This window comes from Streptomyces cinereoruber, assembly GCF_009299385.1.
Lineage (GTDB): Bacteria > Actinomycetota > Actinomycetes > Streptomycetales > Streptomycetaceae > Streptomyces > Streptomyces bikiniensis.
Map to the genome: position 1 here is coordinate 46,202 of NZ_CP023693.1, position 23,061 is coordinate 69,262.

General features: G+C 68.8%; 24 protein-coding genes and 2 pseudogenes. 13 read left to right on the forward strand and 13 right to left on the reverse strand.

All coding sequences use genetic code 11. The features are described from left to right. Window positions 1–244: 244 nt before the first annotated feature. From CP977_RS00220 to CP977_RS00230, 3 genes are all read left to right on the forward strand, one after another. Window positions 245–745, forward strand: coding sequence for an IS630 family transposase (locus tag CP977_RS00220; protein ID WP_152369318.1), 501 nt, complete (start codon window positions 245–247; stop codon window positions 743–745). Further along, window positions 742–1,317: a transposase gene (locus CP977_RS00225; protein ID WP_152369319.1), complete on the forward strand. Its 576-nt coding sequence runs from the start codon at window positions 742–744 to the stop codon at window positions 1,315–1,317. The genes CP977_RS00220 and CP977_RS00225 overlap by 4 nt, the downstream gene beginning before the upstream one ends. Window positions 1,318–1,409: 92 nt before the next feature. After that, on the forward strand, window positions 1,410–2,174 hold the full coding sequence (locus CP977_RS00230; RefSeq protein ID WP_152369320.1) for a class I SAM-dependent methyltransferase: 765 nt from the start codon (window positions 1,410–1,412) through the stop codon (window positions 2,172–2,174). Here CP977_RS00230 and CP977_RS00235 read toward each other — a convergent pair. From CP977_RS00235 to CP977_RS33895, 3 genes and pseudogenes are all read right to left on the reverse strand, one after another. Beyond that, window positions 2,144–2,362: pseudogene (locus tag CP977_RS00235) on the reverse strand (transposase); the annotation flags it as partial. The gene CP977_RS00230 and the pseudogene CP977_RS00235 overlap by 31 nt on opposite strands. Before the next feature lie 34 nt (window positions 2,363–2,396). Next, window positions 2,397–2,690, reverse strand: coding sequence for an acyl carrier protein (locus CP977_RS00240; RefSeq protein WP_229991725.1), 294 nt, complete (start codon window positions 2,688–2,690; stop codon window positions 2,397–2,399). A gap of 33 nt (window positions 2,691–2,723) precedes the next feature. After that, entirely contained in the window at window positions 2,724–2,870 is a 147-nt protein-coding gene (locus tag CP977_RS33895) for a hypothetical protein (RefSeq protein WP_167309067.1), read from the reverse strand. Between the two features lie 235 nt (window positions 2,871–3,105). Between CP977_RS33895 and CP977_RS00245 the strand changes: the two genes are divergently transcribed. Further along, complete coding sequence (locus tag CP977_RS00245; protein WP_152371457.1) at window positions 3,106–3,657, forward strand: PH domain-containing protein; 552 nt, start codon at window positions 3,106–3,108, stop codon at window positions 3,655–3,657. Further along, complete coding sequence (locus CP977_RS00250; RefSeq protein WP_152369321.1) at window positions 3,654–5,261, forward strand: PH domain-containing protein; 1,608 nt, start codon at window positions 3,654–3,656, stop codon at window positions 5,259–5,261. The genes CP977_RS00245 and CP977_RS00250 overlap by 4 nt, the downstream gene beginning before the upstream one ends. A gap of 71 nt (window positions 5,262–5,332) precedes the next feature. Here the strand turns inward: CP977_RS00250 and CP977_RS00255 are convergent, their stop codons facing one another. The 6 genes and pseudogenes from CP977_RS00255 to CP977_RS00275 form a co-directional block, all read right to left on the reverse strand. Beyond that, window positions 5,333–5,677: a 3-hydroxyacyl-CoA dehydrogenase family protein gene (locus tag CP977_RS00255; protein WP_152369322.1), complete on the reverse strand. Its 345-nt coding sequence runs from the start codon at window positions 5,675–5,677 to the stop codon at window positions 5,333–5,335. Window positions 5,678–5,982: 305 nt separating this feature from the next. Further along, window positions 5,983–6,333 carry a hypothetical protein gene (locus CP977_RS33900; RefSeq protein ID WP_167309057.1) on the reverse strand — a complete coding sequence of 117 codons (351 nt, stop codon included), beginning with the start codon at window positions 6,331–6,333 and terminating at the stop codon, window positions 5,983–5,985. A gap of 119 nt (window positions 6,334–6,452) precedes the next feature. After that, a complete protein-coding gene (locus tag CP977_RS34370) occupies window positions 6,453–7,394 on the reverse strand; it encodes a hypothetical protein (protein ID WP_229991727.1) in 942 nt (313 codons plus the stop codon). 132 nt (window positions 7,395–7,526) lie between these two features. Further along, window positions 7,527–8,078, reverse strand: a complete 552-nt coding sequence (locus tag CP977_RS00270) for a DinB family protein (RefSeq protein ID WP_152369323.1) — start codon at window positions 8,076–8,078, stop codon at window positions 7,527–7,529. A gap of 34 nt (window positions 8,079–8,112) precedes the next feature. Then, window positions 8,113–8,342 (reverse strand): annotated as a pseudogene (locus CP977_RS35410) (IS630 family transposase); the annotation flags it as partial. A gap of 16 nt (window positions 8,343–8,358) precedes the next feature. Beyond that, window positions 8,359–9,357, reverse strand: a complete 999-nt coding sequence (locus CP977_RS00275; RefSeq protein WP_152371459.1) for an NADP-dependent oxidoreductase — start codon at window positions 9,355–9,357, stop codon at window positions 8,359–8,361. Between the two features lie 121 nt (window positions 9,358–9,478). Here CP977_RS00275 and CP977_RS00280 point away from each other — a divergent pair, with 121 nt between their 5' ends. Next, window positions 9,479–10,435, forward strand: a complete 957-nt coding sequence (locus tag CP977_RS00280; RefSeq protein WP_152369324.1) for a LysR family transcriptional regulator — start codon at window positions 9,479–9,481, stop codon at window positions 10,433–10,435. A 47-nt stretch (window positions 10,436–10,482) separates the two neighbouring features. After that, entirely contained in the window at window positions 10,483–10,782 is a 300-nt protein-coding gene (locus tag CP977_RS00285) for a hypothetical protein (protein WP_152369325.1), read from the forward strand. Between the two features lie 992 nt (window positions 10,783–11,774). Here the strand turns inward: CP977_RS00285 and CP977_RS00290 are convergent. Then, the gene (locus CP977_RS00290; RefSeq protein ID WP_152369326.1) at window positions 11,775–12,392 is read right to left on the reverse strand and encodes a HEAT repeat domain-containing protein; all 618 of its coding nucleotides are present in this window, start codon (window positions 12,390–12,392) and stop codon (window positions 11,775–11,777) included. A gap of 508 nt (window positions 12,393–12,900) precedes the next feature. On the opposite strand from CP977_RS00290, the gene CP977_RS00295 reads away from it, so the two are divergent. From CP977_RS00295 to CP977_RS00305, 3 genes are read left to right on the forward strand one after another with little or no spacing between them, the layout of a single operon-like run. Next, window positions 12,901–13,332 carry an ABC-three component system protein gene (locus CP977_RS00295; RefSeq protein ID WP_308017228.1) on the forward strand — a complete coding sequence of 144 codons (432 nt, stop codon included), beginning with the start codon at window positions 12,901–12,903 and terminating at the stop codon, window positions 13,330–13,332. Beyond that, window positions 13,329–13,595: an ABC-three component system middle component 6 gene (locus CP977_RS00300; RefSeq protein ID WP_152369328.1), complete on the forward strand. Its 267-nt coding sequence runs from the start codon at window positions 13,329–13,331 to the stop codon at window positions 13,593–13,595. The genes CP977_RS00295 and CP977_RS00300 overlap by 4 nt, the downstream gene beginning before the upstream one ends. Further along, window positions 13,573–15,333, forward strand: coding sequence for an ABC-three component system protein (locus CP977_RS00305; protein WP_152369329.1), 1,761 nt, complete (start codon window positions 13,573–13,575; stop codon window positions 15,331–15,333). Before CP977_RS00300 ends, CP977_RS00305 begins: the two co-directional genes overlap by 23 nt. 239 nt (window positions 15,334–15,572) lie before the next feature. Here the strand turns inward: CP977_RS00305 and CP977_RS00310 are convergent, their stop codons facing one another. Next, window positions 15,573–16,982, reverse strand: a complete 1,410-nt coding sequence (locus CP977_RS00310) for a HEPN domain-containing protein (protein ID WP_152369330.1) — start codon at window positions 16,980–16,982, stop codon at window positions 15,573–15,575. A gap of 156 nt (window positions 16,983–17,138) precedes the next feature. Here CP977_RS00310 and CP977_RS00315 point away from each other — a divergent pair, with 156 nt between their 5' ends. Beyond that, on the forward strand, window positions 17,139–17,870 hold the full coding sequence (locus CP977_RS00315; RefSeq protein ID WP_152369331.1) for a hypothetical protein: 732 nt from the start codon (window positions 17,139–17,141) through the stop codon (window positions 17,868–17,870). Window positions 17,871–18,234: 364 nt separating this feature from the next. On the opposite strand, the gene CP977_RS00325 is transcribed toward CP977_RS00315, so the two are convergent. After that, window positions 18,235–18,699 carry a hypothetical protein gene (locus tag CP977_RS00325; protein ID WP_152369333.1) on the reverse strand — a complete coding sequence of 155 codons (465 nt, stop codon included), beginning with the start codon at window positions 18,697–18,699 and terminating at the stop codon, window positions 18,235–18,237. 472 nt (window positions 18,700–19,171) lie between these two features. Then, window positions 19,172–20,383: a hypothetical protein gene (locus tag CP977_RS00330; RefSeq protein ID WP_152369334.1), complete on the reverse strand. Its 1,212-nt coding sequence runs from the start codon at window positions 20,381–20,383 to the stop codon at window positions 19,172–19,174. Window positions 20,384–21,270: 887 nt separating this feature from the next. Here CP977_RS00330 and CP977_RS00335 point away from each other — a divergent pair. Together CP977_RS00335 and CP977_RS00340 are read left to right on the forward strand one after the other, a co-directional pair. Next, window positions 21,271–21,933, forward strand: a complete 663-nt coding sequence (locus CP977_RS00335; protein ID WP_152369335.1) for a hypothetical protein — start codon at window positions 21,271–21,273, stop codon at window positions 21,931–21,933. A 184-nt stretch (window positions 21,934–22,117) separates the two neighbouring features. Then, window positions 22,118–22,561, forward strand: coding sequence for a hypothetical protein (locus CP977_RS00340; RefSeq protein ID WP_152369336.1), 444 nt, complete (start codon window positions 22,118–22,120; stop codon window positions 22,559–22,561). Window positions 22,562–23,061: the final 500 nt, after the last annotated feature.

The window sequence follows — 23,061 nt, forward strand, 5'->3', positions numbered from 1 at the left end:
GGAACAAAGCACTCGACCCTACTGAGCTTTTTCCAACCTCACATCTGTGCTGGTCAGGGGCATATGGGTGGTTGGACATGCCCGTCGACGACAGGCCTCTGGCCAGCACGTTCACAGCCGACCACACGCCCGAGACACTCCACCTGGCAGTGCCGGCCATGCTGACCGTCAGGTTGGAAAAGGCTGACTGATCTTTTCGTTAGTTCCGTGGGTGTGACGGTTTCGTTGGTGGGACCATGGTGCGGTGTCTTTCAAGCCTTCGTCTGTTGTTCCTCCTTTGACGCGGCCGCAGTTGGCCGAGGCCCGGCGTGTGCGGGCGGCCGAGTTGTTCGATCAGGGGCGTTCTGGTGTTGAGATCGCGCGGATGCTGGGGGTCAGCGAGGAGAGCGTGCGGCGGTGGAGGCGGGTCTGGGAGGAAGGCGGCGCCGACGGGTTGCGCCGGCGTCCGGCCAGTGGTCGTCCGCCCAAGCTGGACGACGCCCAGGTCGAGCGGGTGCGGACCGCGCTGGAACAGGGCGCCCAGGCTCATGGTTTCGAGGCCGATCTGTGGACCCTGGAGCGGGTCGGCCTGGTGGTCGAGCGTGTGGCCGACGTCGCCCTGTCGAGGGCTTCGGTATGGCGGCTGCTGACCGGCCGGCTCGGATGGAGTCTGCAGCGTCCCGAGCGTCGGGCGGTCGAGCGCGACGAGTCGGAGATCGCCCGCTGGATCGCGCACAAGTGGCCGCGGATCAAAAAGGGGCCGTGAACACACGTGCCTGGATCGTCTTCCTCGACGAATCAGGCGTGTCACTGCTGCCGCAGGTCCGCCGCACCTACGCACCCCGCGGCCGCACCCCGCTCCTGCGGCACCGGCTGAACCGGAAACGCGCCTCGATGGCCGGCGCCCTCGGCTATCACGCCGCCGACCCGGACCGAGGCCCTCGGTTGTGCTTCCACCTCAAGCCCGGCAGCTACGACACCACCGCACTTATCGAGGTCCTGGAGCAGCTCAAGTTGTTCTATCGCGGTGAGCGGGTGGTGCTGCTCTGGGACGGGCTCTCGGCTCACTGGAGCCGGGCCATGCGGGCCTGGGTCGCCGGACAGGACTGGCTCACCCTCGAGCGATTACCCGCTTACGCACCCGAACTGAACCCGGTGGAACTGCTGTGGTCCTCGCTGAAGAAGCGCGAGCTCGCCAACCTCGCCGGCGACCACCTCGCCGATGTCGCCGACGCCACCGAACAAGGCATCCACCGCATCAACACCAACCCCCAACTGCCCTGGTCCTTCCTCACCCACACCGGACTCACCCTCCACCCACCAACCCCACCCAACTAACGAAAAGATCAGTAAGACGTCGTTTCCTTTGGTGTCGCTGCGATGCAGAGGCGTTCTTGTCTGGGTGTGATCCCTGCATGAGGATCGGTCCCATGAGGCGTGTCTATGACGATGAGCGGCTGGCTGGCGCCTATGAGCGTGGCAACGAGATGCCCGAGGGGTCGCTGCAGGCCTGGGTCGCACTGATCGCTTCCTATGTGCAGCAGTTGTCGCCGTCCATCGTCGAGATCGGATCGGGAACAGGCATCTTCTCGGCCGCGATGGCTCGCTGGATCGAGGGAAGTGAGGTGGTGGCCGTCGATGCGTCCGAGGCGATGCTCGCCGAGGCCCGACAGCATCATTCGCATCCCGCGGTGCGGTATCTGTCGGGGGAGGCGGAGGCCGTACCAGCGGCTGCGGGAGCTTTCGACCTGGCCCTGATGTCCCGCGTGATCCATCACATCCCCGACCGCGCCCGAGCGGCCCGCGAACTGGCCCGTGTGCTGCGTGTCGGTGGGACAGCGATCATCCGCACCACGTTCCGTGAACGGCTGGACGCGGTGGTCTACGACTATTGGCCGCAGCTTCGGGTAATCGACGAGCGGCGTTTCCCAGGCGAAGAGGAAGTTGTCGCCGACCTCGTCTCTGTCGGGTTCACCTTGGAGGAAGTCACCTCCTTCGCTCAGCCGGTCGCAGCGAGCCTGGCGGAGTACCACGCACGGCTGATCAGCCGGCCGCAGTCGAAGTTCACCCATCTCACTGATGTTGAGTTCCATCGGGGCCTTGTCCGCCTGGAGACCGCAGCCCGGAGCGCGGCACTGGACGAGCCCCTGCCAGTCCTCGAACGCTACGACGTAGCCGTGTTCTCCCGCTCGTAACAGTCACTTCGTTGCCTCAAGCGGCGATAGCCGATGAGGACTGCAGCTATGCCGACGAAGGCCAGGAAGTGGTCGGCCTTGCGTTCGTAGCGGCGGTGTAGACGTCGGCAACCGGCCAGCCAGGACACGGTTCTCTCCACCACCCATCGATGCCGGCCCAGCCGTTGTGAGGACTCGACGTTTTTGCGGGGGGACTGCTGCATGATCGGGTGACAGCGGGGTTTATGCAGCCAGGGCTGCGGCTGGGGTCATGCCGGCCTCGCGGTGCGGTCGGCCACGCGGCACAGGTCGCCGACGGTCCGGGTGTCGAACCAGTTCGTCGTCGTCGAGTTCCACCCCCAGGGTCTCCTCCAGACGGGCCACCGCGCGGGCGAGTTTGACGGAGTCGACCTCGGGCAGTTCGTCGAGCCGGTCGTCCGGGGTGATCCGGTCGGGCGGGAGGCCGAGTTCTTGGGCCAGGATCATGCGCACGGCGCGGGCGGGGGCGGTTTCAGGGTTCGGCGGGATGTCGGGCACTGGTCTGCTCCTCGGTATGCGGGGGGGGGAAGCTCAGGGCGTGTCCTCGGGGTGCGGGGCGAAGCTCAGGGCGCGCAGGCCCAAGCGGGCGGCGACCTCGGCGCGCAGCCGCCGGGTGCCATGGCCGGCACCGTGGACGATGAACCGTTCCTGGGAGTGGTCGGCGTGGACGGTGACCACTCTCGCGCAGCGTTCCCGGGCAATGACCTCAACGTCCTGGGCCCAACCTGGGTCAGCCGAAGCGGGGTTCGAACGCCTGTCGCCCGAGCAGGAGGAACAGCGCGGCAGCGTGGTGTGATAGCCATATTCGAGCCCGCTTCCACCATTGAACGGAGCCAAGTCCGCCGCCCCAGACCGGGAGGGTCCAGCGGTGGAAAATTTCCCCCAACCGCGCGACCTGTTCCTGGAGTTGACGATGGCTGATTCCGCGACGTCCGAAACCCACGCCCATGCCCCACCCCTTGGCACCGCCTCCGGCGGGGACTTGGCACTGCGTCCGCCCAGTCACGCACCGGACCGGCGCTCGATCGGTTGGTGGACCGTCCAGGCACTGGTCACCGTGCTCCCGCCGACGCTGATCCTGGTGCTGCTAGGGGTGCTGATCACACCGGCCCGCTACTGGCTGATGCTGGCGGCGGCCGTGATCGGCGCGCCCGGCCTGCTGTACACGGCCGTGATGCCAGCCTGGCGGTACCGGGTGCACCGCTGGGAGACCACCGAGGACGCCGTGTTCACCCGGGCCGGGTGGGTGCGCCAGCAGTGGCGGATCGCGCCGCTCTCGCGGATCCAGACCGTCGACACTGTACGGGGCCCGATCCAGCAGATGTTCGCGCTGTCCACCCTTGTCGTCACCACCGCGTCGGCCGCGGGGGCGGTGCGGATCGATGGCCTGGCACAGGACAAGGCCCGTGATCTCGCGGAGGAACTGACCCGGATCACGCAGGCCACTCCCGGAGACGCGACATGAGCGCCCGGGGCCGGAACGGCACCGCAGACTCGCCGCAGGCGGGCGCCGTGCCCGGCGATCCCATGAACGCGGCGCAGTCCGGTGCGGGACAGGCGGACGCGGAGGCCGCGGAGACCGCGTGGCGTCGACTCGACCCGCGGATCATCGCCGTGACCAGCACCGGGAGCGGGCTGCTGATCATCACCGCCGCCGTCATCATGTGGTGGCGGGACGCACCGTGGTGGCTGCACGCGGCGGTTCCGCCGCCGCTGCTCTGCTTCCCCGTGTACGAATGGTGGCGCTGGCTGAAGACCACCTACCGGCTCACCCCGGAACGCATCGAGCTGCGAACGGGCGTCCTGGTGCGCAGCCACCGTTCCATCCCCCGGCACCGGGTGCGCAGCGTCGACGTGTCCGCGAACCCGCTACGCCGGATCTTCGGCCTCTCCACCGTGAAGGTGGGCACGGGGCACCGGGTCGGCTCCGCGGACAACGCCGTACTGACGCTGGACGCGCTGTCCCACCGGGACGCCGAGACACTGCGCCAGGACCTGGTGCGCCGTACGGCCGTGGAGGAGGACCAGGACACCATCGGGCGGATCGACTGGAAGTGGCTGCGGTACGCACCCCTGTCGAGCTGGGCCGCCTTCCTGGGGCTGAGTGCAGTCGGCGGAACGTACGAGGTGCTGGACACGGTGGGCGCCGACCCGGACACGGTCCTGATCCCGCAGCTGTTCTCCTGGCTGAGCCGGGCCGACCTCCTGCCGGTGATCGTGCTGGGGCTGCTGGGCCTCGTGGTCGTCGGAGCCTGCGGTGCGACGGGCCTGTACGTGGAGATGTGGTGGGACTTCCGCCTGCTGCGGGAACCGAACGGCGCACTGCGGGCGACCCGCGGTCTGTTCGTGACCCGGTCGGTCACGCTGGAGGAGGAGCGGCTGCGCGGGATGGAGATCGCGGAGCCGCTGCTGCTGCGCTGGGGCGGAGGGGCGTACACCTACGCGGTGGCGAGCGGCACCGGCTCGGCCGAGGAGGAGATCAGCAGTTACGTCACGAGCGTGATGCTGCCGCCCGCCCCGCTCGCGGAGGCACACCGGGTGGCCGCGGCCGTACTGCGCGAAGAGGAGGACCCGACCGCTTCCGTACGGCTCGTTCCGCACACCCGCCACGCGCTGCTGCGCAGGCTGCGCTGGGCGTTCTTCACGGGCACGGTGCTGGGTGGCCTGCTGGTCCTGCTCGGGGTGCTGCTGACGGACGTACTGATCCACATCGGCTGGACCACGGCGTTGGTGGCGTACGCCGCGGGGACCCTGTTCGCGCGGGACGCGGCCCGCAGTCTCGGGCACGGCGTCACCGGGCGCTACCTGGTGACCCGGCACGGTTCCGTGAAGCGCCGTACGATCGCGCTGCGCCGGGACGGGGTGATCGGATGGAACGTCACCCAGTGGGCCTGGCACCGCCGTTCGGGCCTGTGCACCCTGACGGCCACCACGGCCGGCGGGCGCGGGGCCTACGACGTGAAGGACGTGCTGATGCCGGAGGGGCTGCGCTTCGCCGACGAGTCGGTGCCCACCCTGCTGGACCACTTCGTGACCCGCGGACAGGGCCGGACCGGGACCGCCCCGTGAGGGCGACCGAGGACGGCGACGGCCGGATGCTCCCGGGCATCCGGCCGTCGCCGTGCTCGGACGTGCCCGGCTCAGTACGCCCGCAGCCCCATCCCGGTCTTCCGGCCGAGGTGCCCGAGGTCGACGAGCTGCTCCAGCAGCGTCGCGGGCGTGAGCGAGGGCTCGTCGAACTCCTCGTGCAGCCGCTGCTGGATGGCCGGTGACACATCGAGGCCGATGGTGTCCAGCAGGGCGAAGGGGCCCATCGGGTAGCCGAAGCCGCGTTCCACGGCGGCGTCGACCTCCGCGAGGCTCAGGTCGCGGGACTCCAGCATGCGCATCGCGCTGTTGAGGTAGGGCAGCAGCAGGTGGTTGACGACGTACCCGGCGCGGTCGCCCAGGTCGACGGGCGTCTTGCCGAGCCGCTCGCACAGCATGTGCGCGGTGGCGTGTCGTGGGGGCAGGGTGCGGTGAGCGCGTCGTAGGTGGTGTTCCAGGCGTGCTGTGTCTGCACCAGGTCGTCGGGGAAGGCGGTCGCGCCCATATCTGCATTAGATCGCTTGTTCGATTTGCGTGTCACTTCGGGCACGCCGATGCGCTGGGTCGTGCGTCAGGCGATGGCGTGGTCCACCAGGGCCCACACGCGGAACAGCTCGCCCGTGGTGATGGCGGTACCCGGGTCTTCCGCGAGGAGCCGGGCCGCCCCGGTGACCAGCGAGGCCACCGCCACGACCCGGGTCTGCTAGTCCGGGGTGAGCCACAAGGCGTCCTGGACCGCGCACGGCACGAACACCAGCTTGCTGCGGGTCTCCGCATCGAGGCCGCCCGCGCCATCGACCATCACTCCGCCCGGGTCCATGCGGTCACAGTCCTGCGGATCCAGGCAGGACGTCGCCCTCTCGATCGCTTCGGACAGGTCCTCACGGAGCCAGGAGCCGACCGGGCTGGGAGCCGGTCCCGTGGGCAGGGAGCGGATCCACGCTGCCGCGCGGCGGCCGGCTGCCGCGGCCGCCGCGAGCGCTTCTTCCTCCCCCTCCCACGGCTCGTACGGAACATCATCGGCAGGCCCCGCGGGCAGGTACGAGATCGTCACGCCCGACCAACCGGCGCACCTCCCCTCAGGTCACGTCCTGGAGACCGTGGCTGCCGCCATGATGTCGCCGGGTGCCGGGCAAGGAGCCTCGCGCAGGAGGGGCCTGCCCGGTGCCTTCGTCAGGTCCGCCAGCAGAACCAGCCGCGGCCCCTCTCCGGCTCGGGACTGTCCTCGGGCTCCGGCGGCGTAGCAGCCTGGAGGCGGACGGTTTCGGCGTCGGCCTCCTGGTGGGCGACGTCGTCGGCCCGGCACGGGCCGCACACCGATCTGTCCCCGGCCCGTACGGCGGTCCGGTGCACGGTGATCTCCTCCCAGCGCTCGTCACTGAACTTCCGCCCGCACCGCGAGCACACCGGGCGCTGCGCTTCTCGCTGCGCGGCGCGGCGCTGCTTGTCCTCTGCTTCGGCGCGGGCCTCCTGGGCGCGGTAGAGGGCGTGGCCGTCGGGGTTGTCGAGCGCGGCCATCAGCGTCCGCTCGCCGTCGCGTCCGATCCGCCGCCATACCGCCGCCCCGGCGCCGTGCTCCTGGAGCTGCTCCAGGGTGGTGATGACGACAGGGACCGCCTGGCGGTAGTCGAGCGCGGTGATGGCCTTCGGGTAGAGGGTGCCGTAGCGGCGCGGCGCCCAGTAGCAGCGACCGTCCTGCTCCAGCGCGGCAACCGTGTTGGCGACCTTCGCGGTGGTGGTGTCCGCGAAGACGAACGCGAGGGGCACCAGGCCCTCGCGGCCGGTCGGCGGGTAGAACCTGCGCCACAACCGCTTGTCGTGGTCGACGTGCTCGATCGCGTCCGGCCGGGAGCGCACCAGATCCACGGTGCGCTTGTGCGCGTCCTTCGGGAGCAGGCGGCCCCACTCCCAGTACCGGCGCAGCTTGGCAACCAGATCATGCGCGTCCTCGGTACGGCAGTCGACCTCCACCAGGAGCACCGGCACCCCAGCCTCGGACGCCCGCACCACCAGGTCCGCCCGCTGCACGAATCTGCTGCCGGGCCGGTGCGCGATCTCGGTCTGCAAGCCGAGCCGGTGCCCGATCCCGGCGCGGTGGAGTTCGGCGGCCGTCAAGGTGACCGCCGCAGCGTGGTCGTCGTAGCCGGCACCCCGTTTGTGGCTCCGGCCGTGATCACTCGGCAGGAACCCGCCCTCGCCAGGGTGAGCGTGATGAAGTCCGACCATTGCTCCACGCCATAGTTCAGTTCACCTCGGTGGGTCCTCGCCCGTGAGCCCGTCGACGGATTCACGGATGAGGTCGGCGTGACCGGCGTGGCGGGCGTACTCCTCGATGAGGTCGAGGAGGATACGGCGGAGGTTGGGGCGTTCGCCGCTGCGGGTGGTGTAGGCGCCGAGTTGGTCCAGCCCGCCCGTGCTGAGCGCCTCCTCGACGATGGCGCGTGAGCGGGCGACCGATTCCTGCCAGAGAACGTGCAGTTGCTCGGGGGTGTCTTCGGCAGCGGAGCGGTAGTCCCAGTCGGGAGTGCTGTCCCAGTCGACGGTGTCCCAGGGAGCGCCGACGGGGGAGCCGAGCCACAACCGGGCGAAGTGGCTGTCTTCTGTGTGCGCCAGGTGCTTGAGGAGGCCGCCCAAAGTGATGGCGGACGTGCCGAGCGTGGCGCGAAGACCGGAGGCGTCCAGGCCGGAGCACTTCCAGGCAAGGGTGGCCCGCTGACGTTCGAGGGCGCCGAGGATCGCCGCGGCCTCGATGCCGGCAAGGGGAGGTTCCGGCCAAGCTTCGGTCTCGCTCTTGATCATGGCTGCAGACCTTAGCGAACGGAGCTGACAGCGCAGCTGACGGGTGGACCGCAACGAATCGCTCACTCAAGATCCGCCGGACAGGCCGTAGTCTCAGCAGCGACGCTGGCCCCTGCGACCGCAGGGCACGCGGCCCCTCCTCTGCCGCGCCTGCAGCCACCGCCGCACCAACCGGACGCTGACGCGCAGGTCCTTGGCGATCACAGGAATCGCCTCGCACCTGGCGAACCGCTCGGCCGCCTGGAGCCGTACCCCTCGCGAAATTACTGCCGTTCGACGATCACGAGGCCACCGTCAGCACGATCTTTCCTTGGATGTGGCCCTGCGCAGCTCGTGTGTGCGCGCTGACCGCTTCGGACAGCGGGTAGGTACTGTCTACCCCGACCCGGAGCTTGCCCTCTTCGAGCAGGCGCCCGATCTGAGTGAGCTGGGAGCCGTTGGAACGTACTTGAATGTTCGAGACGGTGATGCCCAGACGCGCTGTCTCCTCCGGATCGTACTGGGCGAAGAACACCGGAAGCATGGTGCCGCCCCGCTTGAGCACGGTCAGAAAGCGTGAGCTGTCCGGGCCACCGACGGTGTCGATCACCAGGTCGACGCCGCTGACTACGTCCGCGGCCTGTGTGATGGTGTAATCAATGAACTCATCGGCACCGAGCATACGCAGGAACTGCTCGTGCCGACTCGAAGCCACCGCAATGACCTGTGCACCCTTCCATTTCGCCAGCTGCACCGCGAAGTGGCCCACTCCGCCGGCGGCCCCATTCACCAGCACGGTCATCCCCGGCGTGATCGGCACCGGCTGGTGCACCCGGCCGGTGAAGGGGGACGGCACGTCGTGGCCGAGATCAACCAGATACTGCCAGGCCGTCAGCACAGCCATCGGCGCACCGGCCGCCTGCACGTGGTCGATATCGGCCGGCTTGTGAGCCAGGTTCGAAGCCGGCGCGGCCACGTACTCGGCGTACGTCCGGCCGTCGAATCCTGGGAACCGCAGCATGCCGAAGACCTCGTCACCGACGGCAAACCCGGACACGTCCGGAGCGACCGCCTTAACCACACCCGACATGTCCGTTCCGGGGATCAGGGGGAACTCCAGCGTCGGCCTCATCTCGGCCGGCATGACCTTCATCCCCTCGCGCAGGTACCAGTCCGGTGGGTTAATACCCGCCGCGTGCACATGGACGAGCACCTCGCCCGCGCCGATCTCGGGAACCGGCACCTCGTCGTACTGCAGGACTTCTGGCCCGCCCGCCTCATGGAACTGAATCGCCTTCACCGCATCCATCGCTTTCTCGGGGAAACGTTGTTCCTTCAGTCAAGGCCCGGGAGGGCATGGCCGTCCAAGACCGCTTCGGCAACCGGTCATTCCGAAACGGCATGACGCGTACCCTGCAACTGTGAACGATTTCGGACAGGATCTGGAACTGCGGCTGGTGCGCTACTTCACCGTGGTGGCGGCACACCAGCACTTCGGCCGGGCCGCCGCCGACCTGCACGTGGCCCAGCCGGCGCTGAGCCGCCAGGTCCAGCGGCTCGAGAAATACCTCGGCGCACGACTGCTGGACCGCACACCCCAGGGCACCCGGCTCACTCCTGCCGGCCAGACGTTCCTCCCCCGGGCCCAAGCCCTGCTGCAGGCCGCCCGCCAGGCCGAACTGGCCGTGCGTGAACAAGCCCGGACCGAACGAATCATCATTGGGTACGTCGAAGACCTGGTGATCACTCCCGTCGTACGGGAGTTGCGCCGCCGTCATCCGGACGCGGAGATCACCACCCGATACCTGAGCTGCCGCGATGTCGGCGCCCTGCCGGAGAAGCACGTGGACGCCCTGATCGCGCGCGCCCCGTTGCCGTTCGCCACCGAGGACGTAGTCACCACCCCGCTGTACGAGGAACCCAGGATGCTCGTTGTCCCGCGCGATCACCCCTTGGCCGATCGCGCGTCGGTGACCGCGGAGGAGTTGTCCGGCGAGGAGGCGGCGCCGTGTGCGTTCGAGACTGCGGACTGGGCTTCCTACCGGATCCTCGGGACGGGCGTTCCGCTGATCGAGAGCTACGAGGACAAGCTCGAACTCGTCGCGAGCGGCAGGGTGGTCGCCGTGCTACCTATTGGCGATCGGCGCAGTTCACTGCGTCCCGGCCTCGTCACCGTCCCGATCAAGGGCGCACCCCCCAGCCAGGTCGTCCTGGTCAGCCGCAGAGGTGACTCGAATCCGATGGTCTGGGATCTCCGCCCGGCCGCCGAAGCCGTGCTGACTGCCCCACCGGCGTGCCCCGGGCAGGGCCGGGCGACGACGGCTGGCGTGTCTACCGCTGCCCCGAATGAAGCGGGCGCAGCTGAGAGAGAATGCTGAGCATGACGACTTGAAGGGCGCCGGCAGGGCGGTGGCACTGGGGCAAGGTGGCGATCTGGGACACGGTCGAGGACGGTGATCGCCGAATCTGTGCTGCCTGCGGGACCGCCGTCCGCTCCTACCAGTTCCGTCTCTATCCCACCGAGTCCTCGATGTTCGAGCGGTGCGTCGGCTTGGCATGGTGCTCCGGGTGCCGGATCTACTCCAGTGCGATGGTCCATATTTCCCGAACACGTGTCCTTGCCGATGCGCTGAGCTCCTTGCCTGAGGACGAGTCTGTTCGACTGCGCCGCAGCGAAGCGAAACTGGTCGACTACCTCGATCGCCAAGATCACCGGAAGCCGTGATCCACCCCAGGCGCACCACTTGGTCCCATTCGGTACGGCGTACGCCGAGGCGACGGACGGCCTGATCCGGGCCGAGAGGGACATGACGGTCCGGGAGCACGGGTAGGTCCCGGCGGCGGGCCAGAGTCGCGACCTGCTCGGGGTGTACGTTCGGGGTAGTGACATCGGCGCCGAGTAGGCGAGCAGGCCCGCGCGGACGAGGTGGCCGGCCGCCGTGGCGGTCACGGGCGGCTGGCCGAACGGCAACGGCTCCCCCGGTGCTGCGGTCAGCCGCTCCGCCGCCCACCGCGCCGACGCCGCCCTGGCAGCGCGGCCCGGATCCCCTCCGCGTCGGCCGCCTCCACCACCGCCCGTGACCACCGGCCCGGCATCGGCGGGCGGGACGGCCCCCGAGGCCGCCACCCACCGCCAGGCAGCCACCGACACCCGCAGGCGGCCCGCCGTCCCGTACACGTCGTACGACTCCCGCATTCCTCGCTCCTCATCCCGCACCATCACGCGGCCCGCCAACCAGACCAGGACCGAAAGACGCAGGAAGATCTCATCTGCTGTCAATAGCCTTATTTTCAGGGAAAGTTGGGGGGGACACCGCACAAGTCATGTACGTGTACGCGAGGACGAAAGTCACCCGTGCGGGGAACACGCCCGACGAGTCCGGCCGGGCGGAGCCGGCACGTCTGCGCCCCCTTGACCGGCGGGCGGTCAAGGGGGCCCGAAGATCCGTCGACCTGGGCGGGACGAGACGCTGCGCGGCAAGGCGCGCCGGGGCTCGCGGCGTGGGCGTACTCCTGACCACGCCCGGCGGAGAAGCGAAGGGTGGGGCGGCCCAGCGGTACTGCGTCCCAGAGCGCGTCTGGGCGCTGGGCCTCATCCGCGCACGCCATATCAGCACGGGCTGAACGGGGCCCTATCCGCCCCGGCTATCTTCTGGCAGGTGATCTTGATCGATTGCCAAGAGATCTTGACCGCTGGATTTTCTCCGGGGTAGGTCTCTATGAAGGCGAGTAGGTCTGGTACTTGCCCTGCAGAGATGAAGTGGCCACGTCGGCTACGTCGGCCCGGGGGCCGCCCGCGCATGTCTGGAGGAACTCCGTAACCCGAGGGCCCGTCCACCCTGCTGCCGCGGCAGCGGCCCAAAACCGGAGGCTGTCATGCGGGTCCAGGGGATCGAGGAAGTCGAGGAGATCCTCGATCGTGGCCGCGTCAAGGAGGAGTCGCTGCATGGCGACGGCGCGCAGTGCGCCGTCGGCCAGCATCGCGGTGCCGGTCTCCAGGCACCAGCGCAGGGAACGGGCCATTTCCTCCGGCGTACTCAACCGGATGACAGCGTCGCCAAGCGCGGTGTACACCATGGTCGCCTCGACAGGACGCTGGGCGAGTTCCCGGATCAGACCAAGGGCGGGCCGGTAGCCGCATGTCCCCAGAGCCATGACCATTTGGTACTGGGTCTCCCACGTGCGGGTATCACGGACCTCTCTCCTGAGGGCCTCCAGCAACGACGGGCCTGCAGCGGGATCGGCAAGCCGCCGCAGCCGCGCCGCAGCGGAACGGCGCTTGGTCGAAAGCCGATGGTCGAGCTGCGCCACAGCTTCGTCCAAGGTCAGTGCCATCTCAAATCCCGTCCGGTCGATTCCGTGCTGGTGAAGAGTAGGCCTTCGCACTGACAGCGCAGTACACGTCTTTACAACACCGAGGGATCCCGTCACCAACCAAGATCGCTTGGCAGAAACCGGTCGTCCGTCAAGAACACCTGGCAAACGATCAAGATCATCTGCCAGGGGGCGGTGACCGAGCTGGTCACCGCCAGCTGGCGGCTGCCTCACAGTTCACAGGACGCACGCCCACCAGGGGATTCGCCGGTCCTGCCTCACAGATCCACGGCCCGGGGCGGGCCTGGTGAGTACGACGACCGGGCAGTGGCAGGCGCGCTGAGTCTTTTCCAACCTGGCTGTCAGGTCCGCCGACCATGCCCGGCGAAGCATTCGTCTCACGGCGGCCGACTGTGGATCTGCTGGTCACAGGCCTGTCACCGGCTAACGTGGCTACTCACCGGCACGCCCTTGACCAGCACAAGCGTGAGGTTGGAAAAGGCTCAAGGACACGACTTTCGGCATCGGGATGGAGGACCTGGCGCCGTTGCTGAAGCAGCTGCAGGACATCCGCGCCGAGTCCAACCCTCTGATGTCCCTGCCCGACGTGCCGGTGGAGAAGCTGGACTTCAACCGGATCGAGGGAGCGGATCGGGAGGACCTCCTTCGAGGCATGCGACAGAGCTACCTGGTAGACGCGTTCTACGCCGGCACCCGGAGCGAGCTGGAGCACGACGAGGTCGCGGAGGGCTTCCGCCTGTACTACCAGCAGGTGCGTCGCGACTACAGCGACGCCGACGACGTTCTTTGGCAGCTCAAGATGTACTTCCTGGGGAGCGCCCAGCCGCGACCAAAGGTGCTGCGCGCCGCCCTTATTGTCCTGGCGCACTTTTTCGAACGGTGCGACATCTTCGAGACGCCGCCCGCCGGCTGGCAACCGGGCATCGGACTGACCGCATGATCACTCCGACGAAGGGAATTGCTCCTGACCGCTGCCTGCTCGCCGTCGGCGCGCAGGTTCTCCTCCAGCTCGATGAACCGCGGACCGTTAGTCAGACGTGGGCGAGGCTGAAGAGCTGGCGCGCTGATCAGGCCCATACCTCGCCGGTATCGTTCGAGTGGTTCGTTCTGGCCCTGGGCATTCTCTTCGCCATGGGTGCGGTGGAGCTGGTCCAGGACGTTCTCGTCGCAAGGAGTACGGATGCTGCGCCGTCTGAGCGCTGACGACGCGCGGTTCAAGACGGTGGAGTTCTCGCCGGGACTGAATCTGCTGGTCGCGGACACCACCTCGTCGTCGGCTGAGACCGACAGCCGTAACAGCGCCGGCAAGTCGAGCGTGATCGAGCTGATCCACTTCCTGCTGGGAGCGAAGTCCGCTGGGTCGCTGGCCACGAACAAGGCGCTGCGCCACATCACCTTCAGCCTCGCTATGGACTGGCCGTGGCAGGACGATCCGATCGAGGTACGACGACGCGGAGACAACCCCAAGGTCGTACGGCTGAGCCAGGATGTATCCGGCGTGCAGGCCGACACTCTCTTTACGGACAGCCAGGATGTCGAGCTGTCCGTGGAGCAGTGGAATCGCGTTATCGAGCGGGACCTCTTCGGGCTGGAGGGAGACCATCCCGGAGTGAGCGGTCGCACGCTCCTGTCGTTCCTCATCCGTCGCGTCTCCGCTCACGGCTTCAACGAGCCGACCCGGACGTTCTCCCGACAGGCCGCTGCGGAAGCGTCGTCGAACCTTGCCTATCTCCTGGGGCTGGACTGGCAGCTGGTCAACGGATACCGCGAGCTCAATGCCCGCAAAGCGACCAGAGATCAGCTGAGGAAGGCCGTCAACGATCCCGTATGGGGACGGATCGTCGGGTCCACGGCCGATCTCAGAGGCCAGATCGCTCTCGCCGAGGCACAGGTCGAACGCCTGCGGGCTCAGGTTGCCGCCTTCCAGGTGGTCCCCGAGTACGAGCGGCTCAAGGATCGGGCTGATCAGGTGAGCCGCCGGATCAAGCAGCTCGCCCAAGAAGACATCATCGACCAGCACAACCTCGAAGAGCTCCAAAGCGCGGTCACCGAGACCACTGATGTCGAGGTGTCCTATCTCGAGCCGGCATACCGCGAGCTCGGGGTCATTCTCAACGACCAGGTGCGGCGTCGCTTCGACGACGTCAAGGCGTTCCACCACTCCGTCGTACGCAACCGGCGCAGGTTCCTGGAGGAGGAGATCCAGGAACTCACCGCTCGCCTGGCCGCCCGGCGTCAGGAGCGTGCCGCCCTGGGCGAGGACCAGGCCCGCCTCCTGCGCGAGCTGGCGGAGGGTGGAGCGCTGGAAGCGCTGACCGCCCTGCAGACAGCCCTGGGCCGGGAGGAGGCCGCTCTCGGTGCTCTTCGCCACCGCTTCGACGCAGCGCAAGCCCTCGAAGCCAGCGCCCGCCAGATCACCGCCAAGAGCGTTGAACTGCAGCAGGCCGTCGACCTCGACCTCCGAGAACGCCGGCAGCAGACAGACGAAGCGATCCTGCTGTTCTCCCGGTACGCCCAGCGTCTGTACGGCGAGGGCCGCGAAGCCTACCTCGCCATTGAGGCCGGCCGGACCAGCCTCAGCATCACGCCCCGGATCGACGCCGACGACAGCCGCGGCATCAACAACATGGTCATCTTCTGCTTCGACCTCACCCTGGCCGTCCTCGCACACCGCCACGAGCGCGGTCCTGACTTCCTCATCCACGACAGCCACCTCTACGACGGCGTCGACGAACGACAGGTGGCACGAGCCCTCGCGCTCGCAGCCGAAGTCACCCAGGAAGAGCACATGCAGTACATCGCCACCCTCAACACCGACACCCTCAGCACCGCTGCCCAGCGCGGATTCAACCCCGAACCCCACATCCGAAGCCCCGGCCTCACCGACGCCGAAGAGGGCGGCCTCTTCGGCTTCCGCTTCAAAGCCGCAGGCAAGGCATAGCGCCGACAGCACGCTGGGTGTGCTGATGGACAGCTACCGCGGCCGGTGGTCCCAGCAGCGGAGGTAGCTGGCCCCCTGGGTACGGCTGCTGCCCGAGCAGCAGGCACGGCTGGCACAGAATCCCTTCAAGGCCGCCCCTCGGACCGAGTACCAGCGCGGCTTGGACTCCGGCGGCAGGCTGTACCGCCCGGACGTCTGGGGTACGGCGCAGGCAGGCTGCGGAGCTCCCCCGCCGGGGGCTAGATGGCGGTGATGTCGGCGGGCAGGCTGCTGGGCGGGGTGGCGGTGAAGAAGTCCCGCAGGGGCTGGTCGATGCGGTCTCTGCAGCTGGTGCACTGCGCGGCGTCGTCGAGGAGGGGCGCGAGGTCGTCGGTGTCGGAGGGTGTCAGGACGAGCCAGCGCAGGATGATCTGCCGGGTCAGGAGTCTGAGAGTTCGCAGGCCATCCAGCTTCTCCCGTTCTGTCTGATTCTTGATTACGTCGCCATGTACGTAAGTGGATCGGGCCGAGTAGGCGCGCTGGACGATGTCCCCGACCTGTTTCTGGTGTTCAGGGGTGAGGAACAGGGCGGACGCGCGAGAGCGGATGTTGTTGGCGATGCCTTGGCGTTCGTCGTGGGGGCTGATCAGGAGGGCTTCCAGGGCGATGACGTAGTCGAGGTGCAGTTCGTCGGCCTCTACCTCCCAGACGGTGTAGTCGTTGTAGGTGCGCTGGTAGGCGGTCAGGAGGTGGCGGGCGGCGCGTTCGAGGCGCCGGGCGCGACGGTTGAGGATGCGCCGCTGATGGGACGCGCCGGCCATGACCGCGTCGATCTTTGCTGAGATCGCGGTGCAGAAGGCTCTCATGGCCGGAAGGTCTGTGGCCGGGACGTAGAAGTCGCCGGTGTCGCGGACTTTGAACTCCTGCTCTCTTCCGTGTGAGCCGTCGTAGATCTTGGTGGTGGTCGGTACTTCCTGGGGGTTCAGGTCGAAGCGGCGTCCGCGTGCGACGGTGAAGGTCGAGTCCACGCGCAGGAGTGCGCTGTCCCACAGCATCAGAGGCAGAAGGGCCCGCCAGTGCTGGGCTTCCGCGCGCGGACCAGTGAAGTCGAACCAGGTCGGCCGGCGGGTGACCTTGCGGCCGGGATCGGGGACATGGAGGAACGGCGCTTCGGCGATTAGATCAAGGTCGAGGCTGTGGGGCAGCAGGCCGTGGATCGCCGGCATCGGGACCGCTCGGCGCAGCTCGTCCAGGGTGAAGGTCTGCAGGGTGTACTGGCCCAACGGGATCCGCGTCCCGCGGGGGAGGTCGGCGTTGAGGAGCAGCCATCGCTCGGGAACCGGCGCCGGTCCGGTGCAGAAGGCGACGAAGCTGTCGGCGACCTCGGCAAGGGGCACGTCCGCGCCCTGGGCGAGCAGGCGTGTCGCCTCGCCCAGGCCCGACTCGCCCAGCAGGGCGGAAAAGCTCGGGATCCAGTCCCCGTCGACCTTGCCGTAGAGGTCGGGGTGCTCGTACCTGGGCACCGCAGCAGCAACCGCGCCTTCCAGAAGTTCCCACTGCGGCAGGACCGCCAAGGCGACATCGGTGATGGCCTGGGGTGTCGGTGGCAGGTCGCGGGCGTACTCGAGCCACGACAGCACGGCTTCACGCAGGGGGAGAGTCTCGTTCATACGGCCCGAAAGTAGTTGGCCGCTGTGCTCACGGGCAGCGGTTTTCCCGCATTGAGCTCGGCCGGAGACCGTGACGGCACCTGGAACCGAGAAGGCACGGGGGCCGGGCCCGAAAACGCAGGACGCCCCGCTCTGGGCGGCTGCACACTGGCGAACATGCCCATGGAACCGACCGACCTGCCGATCATCGACGTGGACGTCCCTGCCACCTGGCCCGATCCGCTCGCCAACCTTGTCGGCCGGCTCGCCGACGATGCCCGCCGCTCAGGCCACCCCCCGCAGTACTACCAGGACCTCAACCTCCTGCCGTACGAGAACGCCGTCCTCGCCGAGCTCGAAGGGCACCTCGTCCGGGCCCGCCACCACACCCGTCTGCTGGACCACGAGAAGGACGCGATCCGCCTCCAGGGCCTGCGGCTGCTCAACGCCCACCTCGTCAACGACCGCTTGGACCAGGCTCTCGCGCTCGGGTACCTGACAGCGGCGGAGCACGAGAGGCTGCGGACAGTAAACGAGACGGTCCCCGGACAGCGCGGCTGGGGCAAGCGCGAGGGCCAGGTGTGCCTGACCCTGTCGGCCGCGCCCCAGGTCCATGACGTCGACGGGATCCACCGGCTGCTGACCTACTGGGGCGGCGAGGCCATTTACTGGCAGCACTGCGAGGGCTCCCCCGCTCTCGCTGAAAAGCTCCGCAGCCTGGGAGCCCCCTCGGTCGTCACCGCCCTGCTGGATCTCGCCGCCCCAGTCCCGGAGGGGCACAGCGTCTTCCCCTCCGTCGTCCACGTCTTCGTCGGCAAGGCCCTGGGCCACGAGCCGGCCGACGCCGATGTCCTCTACAGATCGCCGATTCCGCCCCAGCGGATCGAGTCCATCGTGACACCCGCCTGACCCCGGCTCCAGACGCGTCGCCCTACCAGTGGCCCCGGGCGCCGTGGAAGCGCCGACCGCCGACGCCATCCGAGCCGCGATGCCCTCCCCGCCGATCTATCGAGGTCCGTTTCAGCGCCAGCCGGGCCGGGGCCGCCAATGTCGCGCTCTACACCACGGCGTCCGTCGACGCGGTGCCCGCCGGACACCCCGAGGTCAACTGGGAGCAGCTGCGCACCGTGGAAAAGGGCCGGCGCTCCCCGCTCGCGGCACTGCGTCCGCAGTCGGCGCCCGTGGCGGCGTAAGCCTCCGGAGTCCGTATGCCCGCCCGCGTCCCGCACCGCCCGGAAGGGTGGCCCGGGACGCAAGCGTTCTTGCGTGCTGCTCACGCGTGCCCGGCCGCTGGCTCCCACAGGGGGCGGGCACGTCCGGTCCCGCCGCAGTGGAAGCACGGGCCGCTTCCCGGCGTGCTGCGGGCGCCGACGGTGCCGGCGGCGTGGCGGAAGAGCCGGGTGAGGCCCGCCGCGTGGGCCTCGTGGAGCGGGAGCTCCTGCCGTCTGCCGAGCGTGACCTCCAGCGCGACGCCGGGACCGGTGAAGTGGGCCTGCATGCCCCCGGCGACCGCACGCAGTGTCTCGTTCACCTCGCGCATCGACTCCGCGCCGGACAACTGCACCCGGGCCGCCAGGACGGTGTCGTCGGCCGCGGCGAAGGACAGCAGCCCGGCCGGGCGGGCGAGCGGCCCGACACGGCCCACGGGGTCGGGATGGGTGTGGTGGAGCTGGGCCAGGGCGTGCCACAGGTCGCCCGGCAGATCCTGGGGTGTGGTCTCTTCTCGGCTACGTCTCATACAGCCCTGTGTAGGGCCTGCGGGTTGCCGGCGGCGCCGGGTGGGCCCGCCCGTCCCGCGCGGTGGCACGGGGACTTCGGTGCCTGTTCCGCCCGCCGGGCCGCCCGCCCGCCCCGCGCCATGAGAGAGGAGGAGAACACCTCCTCTGTCCTACAGGGGAGGTGTCGGCGGCCAGCTCGACTGACCCACGGCCCCTGGCCTGTGCAGACGCGGGGCCAGCTCGGTGAGGCGTGCAACCGGTGACGCAACCTACCGCGCAATTGGCGACGCAACCGGTGGCGCAACCTACTGCGCAACCGGTGGCGCAACCTGAGCCGTACGCGCACCAGGCGCCGGGTCAGTACCCGGGCGCAGCGGGCGTGGCGAGGCGGGCCCTTTGCGTCAGACGCCGTGGTGAGTGACCCAAGCCATGACCCTCGCAGGTCACAGCGGTGCGGGCAGGGCGTGGCCCGGCTGGCGGCGAAGGGAATCGTCAGGGTCGCTGGCGGAGCCAGCCGCGGCCCCTCTTCGCCTCGGGACCGTCCTGCGGCTCCGGCGGAGCGGCGACCTCGAGGCGGGCGGCTTCGGCGGCGGCCTCCTGGCGGGCGACGTCGTCGGCGCGGCACAGGCCGCACACGGATTTGTCCCCGGCCCGGACGGCGGTCCGGTGCACGGTGATCTCCTCCCAGCGCTCGTCGCTGAACTTCCGCCCGCACCGCGTGCACACCGGGCGCTGCGCCTCTCGCTCGGCGGCCCGGCGCCGCTGGTCCTCCGCGTCCGCGCGGGCTTCCTGGGCGCGGTAGAGGGTGTGGCCGTCGGGGTTGTCGAGCGCGTCCGTCAGCGTCTGCTCGCCGTCCCGTCCCAGGCGCCGCCACACCGTCGCCCCGGCGCCGTGCTCCTGGAGCTGTTCCAGGGTGGTGACGACGACGGGCACCGCCTGGCGGTAGTCGAGCGCGGTGATCGCCTTCTCGTAGAGGGAGTCGTATCGGCGCGGCGCCCAGTAGCGTCGGCCGGCCTCCTCCAGCACGGCGACCGTGTTGGCGACCTTCGCCTCGGTGGTGTCGGCGAACACGAACGCCACCGGGGCCAGGCCCTCCCGGCCGGTCGGCGGGTAGACCCGGCGCCACAACCGCTGCTCGTGACCGACGTGCTCGATCGCGTCCGGCCGGGAGCGGACCAGGTCCACGGTGCGCTTGTCCACATCCTTCGCCAGCAGCCGGCCCCACTCCCAGTACCGGCGCAGCTTCACGACCAGGTCGTGCGCGTCCTCGGAGCGGCGGTCGACCTCCACCAGGAGCACGGGCACCCCGGCCTGCGGCGCCCGCACCACCAGGTCCACCCGCTGCACGTACCCGTCGCCGAGCCGGTGCCCGATCTCGGTGGCGAAGCCGAGCCGGTGGCCGATCCCGGCGCGGTGGAGTTCGGCGGCCGTCGAGGTGACCGCCGCGGCGTGCTCGTCGTAGCCGGCACCGAGCAGCTTCCCAGTGACCGGGTCGTACTTCTTCTCCCGCAGCGCCGAGATGCGTATGCCCTTCGGCTCCAGCAGCAGCTTCGCCTCGCCGTGGCCTCGCTTCGTCAGCACCCACACCTGCCGCTGGTCCTCCCGGACCAACTCGATCCTCACCAGGTGGTGGTCCTGAAGGTCCAGGAGGTTGTCCCGCGTCAGCTTGTCGTGCTGGTTGCCCGGACGGGTCAGCTTCCACAACTGGTCGGGCGTAGCCCGCTGGAAGATCCCCAGTGTTTGCAGCAGCTCCCGGCGCCGGGGCCCGGTCGAGTTCTTCCGGTGCTGCGGACTCCTTGCTACATCTACATGAGGGATGTCGGCGCTTCGTCGACCCCCTTTCCGCCTGACCTGACCTGCGGAAACGCCCGGCTTCCGACGGCGCGGCGCGGAGGGGGTGATGGAGGGGTCCACGGAGGGGGTCTGTCCGGCCGGGTCAAAGGGCTGCTCGGGCTCGGTGCTCGCCACAGGATGCTCCTGAAGGTGGGGCGGGCCTATCCCGCCATTCACCTTCTACAGGTGCGGAATTCGGGCTCCGTGTGACGCCGGCCTCAAAGAACCCCTCCGCCGTGACCGCATCGTGATCAACGCGAAGGGAGAGTTCTCCCCCGTCGGCGGCCGGACTCTGTCCACAGGCCCGCCGTTCGAGGGTGTCTTCAAGGCCGCCGCGATCAGCGGGGCGGCCCGTACGTCGAGGTGTCAAGCGTGGAACGCGTACGCGGGTGCCGGCGGTGATCGCCCCTGGACGGTGCGACGGCCAGGTTCGAGGATGCGGTTCCGGTACCGCCGTTTTGGTGGTCGCGGGACGGGCGCCATTTCCCGGGCTGGCACTGGGCGGCGACGACCGGGCAGTACGTCGGCTTCGATCTGTGGCTGGAGCGGGACCGTCTCGTGCTTGGGGCCGATGCGACTGGCGATCGGCTCGCAACGCTGCCCAACAATTGGGAGACCAACTACCGTTTTTCATCGCATCATTGACGGTAGCCCAAGCGATAGCACAACGAGGCGAACCTCTCGCCTGTCGCGATGAGGGCCAAGCCGGCGTAACGCAGCCTCATGGGCGTTGAAACCGCACACGAAGAAGGTGGCAGTTGAACTCTGGCAACATATACGGCGTTTGTCAGCAGATCGTCGATATCGATGTAGATGGCACTCTTCTTCCTCACTATGCCGGTATGAGCTTCATGCGATGCTGCGGATCCGGGAGGTCCGCCAGCGAAGAGCTCCGGGCTTCCGACAAGCGCGATCGAGCGCGACCGCCGACTCGCGCGAAACGCATCGGGGCAGGATCGGGAAAGATCCTCGCTTCTCCAGAATGGCTTCCGAAGTGGGATGGTGAGGACCTTCCGTCGGTTGCGCTTCCGGCTTCGGGGCCGCTTCGCGTGTGGATGCCCCGCCAGAACCGCTGGGTGCAGGAGATGCACCTCAAGGAGTACGTGAGCACTCGCCAGGGGCCGCAGTGGGACGGGCAACAAGGGTGTCTGACGATCCCCAAGGGGCACTTCCTCAATCTCGCCAGCAAGTTACTGGCGCGGAATCAGCGCATCGTGATCGGTCGTGAATATGATCCGCTCGAGGCGTGCACGGCCAGTTGCCAGGAAGCCGAGCTTCCGATCTGCCACTGCTCCTGCCGGGCCCGATATCACGGTGGGGGCCGTTGGATGGCCGGTTGGGCAATCCTCGAGGAGCGTGACACCCGGATCGGCAGGCAGTCATGGGACTGGATCGTCGTGACACTCTCTGATTCACCGTAGCTTGCCCCAAGCCAGTCCCTGCAGGCCAGCAACTTCCGCCGGACTGACTTCACTGTCAACGGACACAACCCAGAGGGGAGAGTTTCCCCCGTCTACGGCCGGACTCTGTCCACAGGCCCATGGTTCGAGGGTGTCTTCAAGGCCGCCGCGATCAGCAGGGCGGCCCGACGACGAGGAGCCACCCATGCCCAAGAACACCGTCACCGCGCCGCTCGCCCCGATGGAGCCGGACGACGGCGCCGCCGCCTTCGCCTACATCCGGGCGATGCAGGCCGACGACATCGGCACCGCCTGCGCGGTCGCCGACGACACAGGCCCGGAACTGCACCGGCTGCTCCTGGACGTCGCGGCGCGCGTCATCATCCCCATCACCGCCTCGGACGACCACAACGGGGAGCCCTGCGAGCACTCCTTCCTGGCCGCCTCGCTCGGCTGGCTCCTGCTGGAGCTCCTGCGCGACGGCGTGTGCCTGTGCGGTCTGCCGGGCATCGCCGACACCATCACCCGCTTCACCGAGAACATCCTCACCGAGGACCACGGCGACGTCGCCGACGTCCTCCGCCGGCTGGAGGCCGCGGGGATGAAGCAGGCGATGGAAGCGCACCCGGCGGACCGCCCCACCGCGTAACCGCACCACCGTGGTGCGCTCCACCCGCACCACCGCACCGCACCACTGTGGTGCGCTCCACCGCACCATCGAGACCGCACCGCCGGGCGCCGGCGGTGCGGTCTCCCGGCGTCACCGCGCCGGGGCGCGCCCTGGCCGGGCGGGCTCCTCTATCACACACCCCCTTGACCGCGACCTGCTCGCGAGCCGAAACCCGCGATGGCAAGGAGAAATGTCGCGGTAGCAGAGGTGGTCAAGGGGGGTGCAGCAGAGGTGGTCAAGGGGGGCGCGCGCGTCCGGCCGCACCCGGACAAGAGGCCGTCGGCAGGCGCACCGGCGCGGTGCGGAGCACCAGATACGGCGCACTGGTGCGCGTCGGAGTGGTGCGGTGCTGGAGACGGTGGCGCACCACAGTGGAGTCCACTCAGTGGAGCCCACCGGGTGGAGCCCACTCGGTGGAGTCCATGGGTGGTGAGGGGCTACGTCGGGTGGGCTCCACTCAGTGGACGGTGTACGGCATC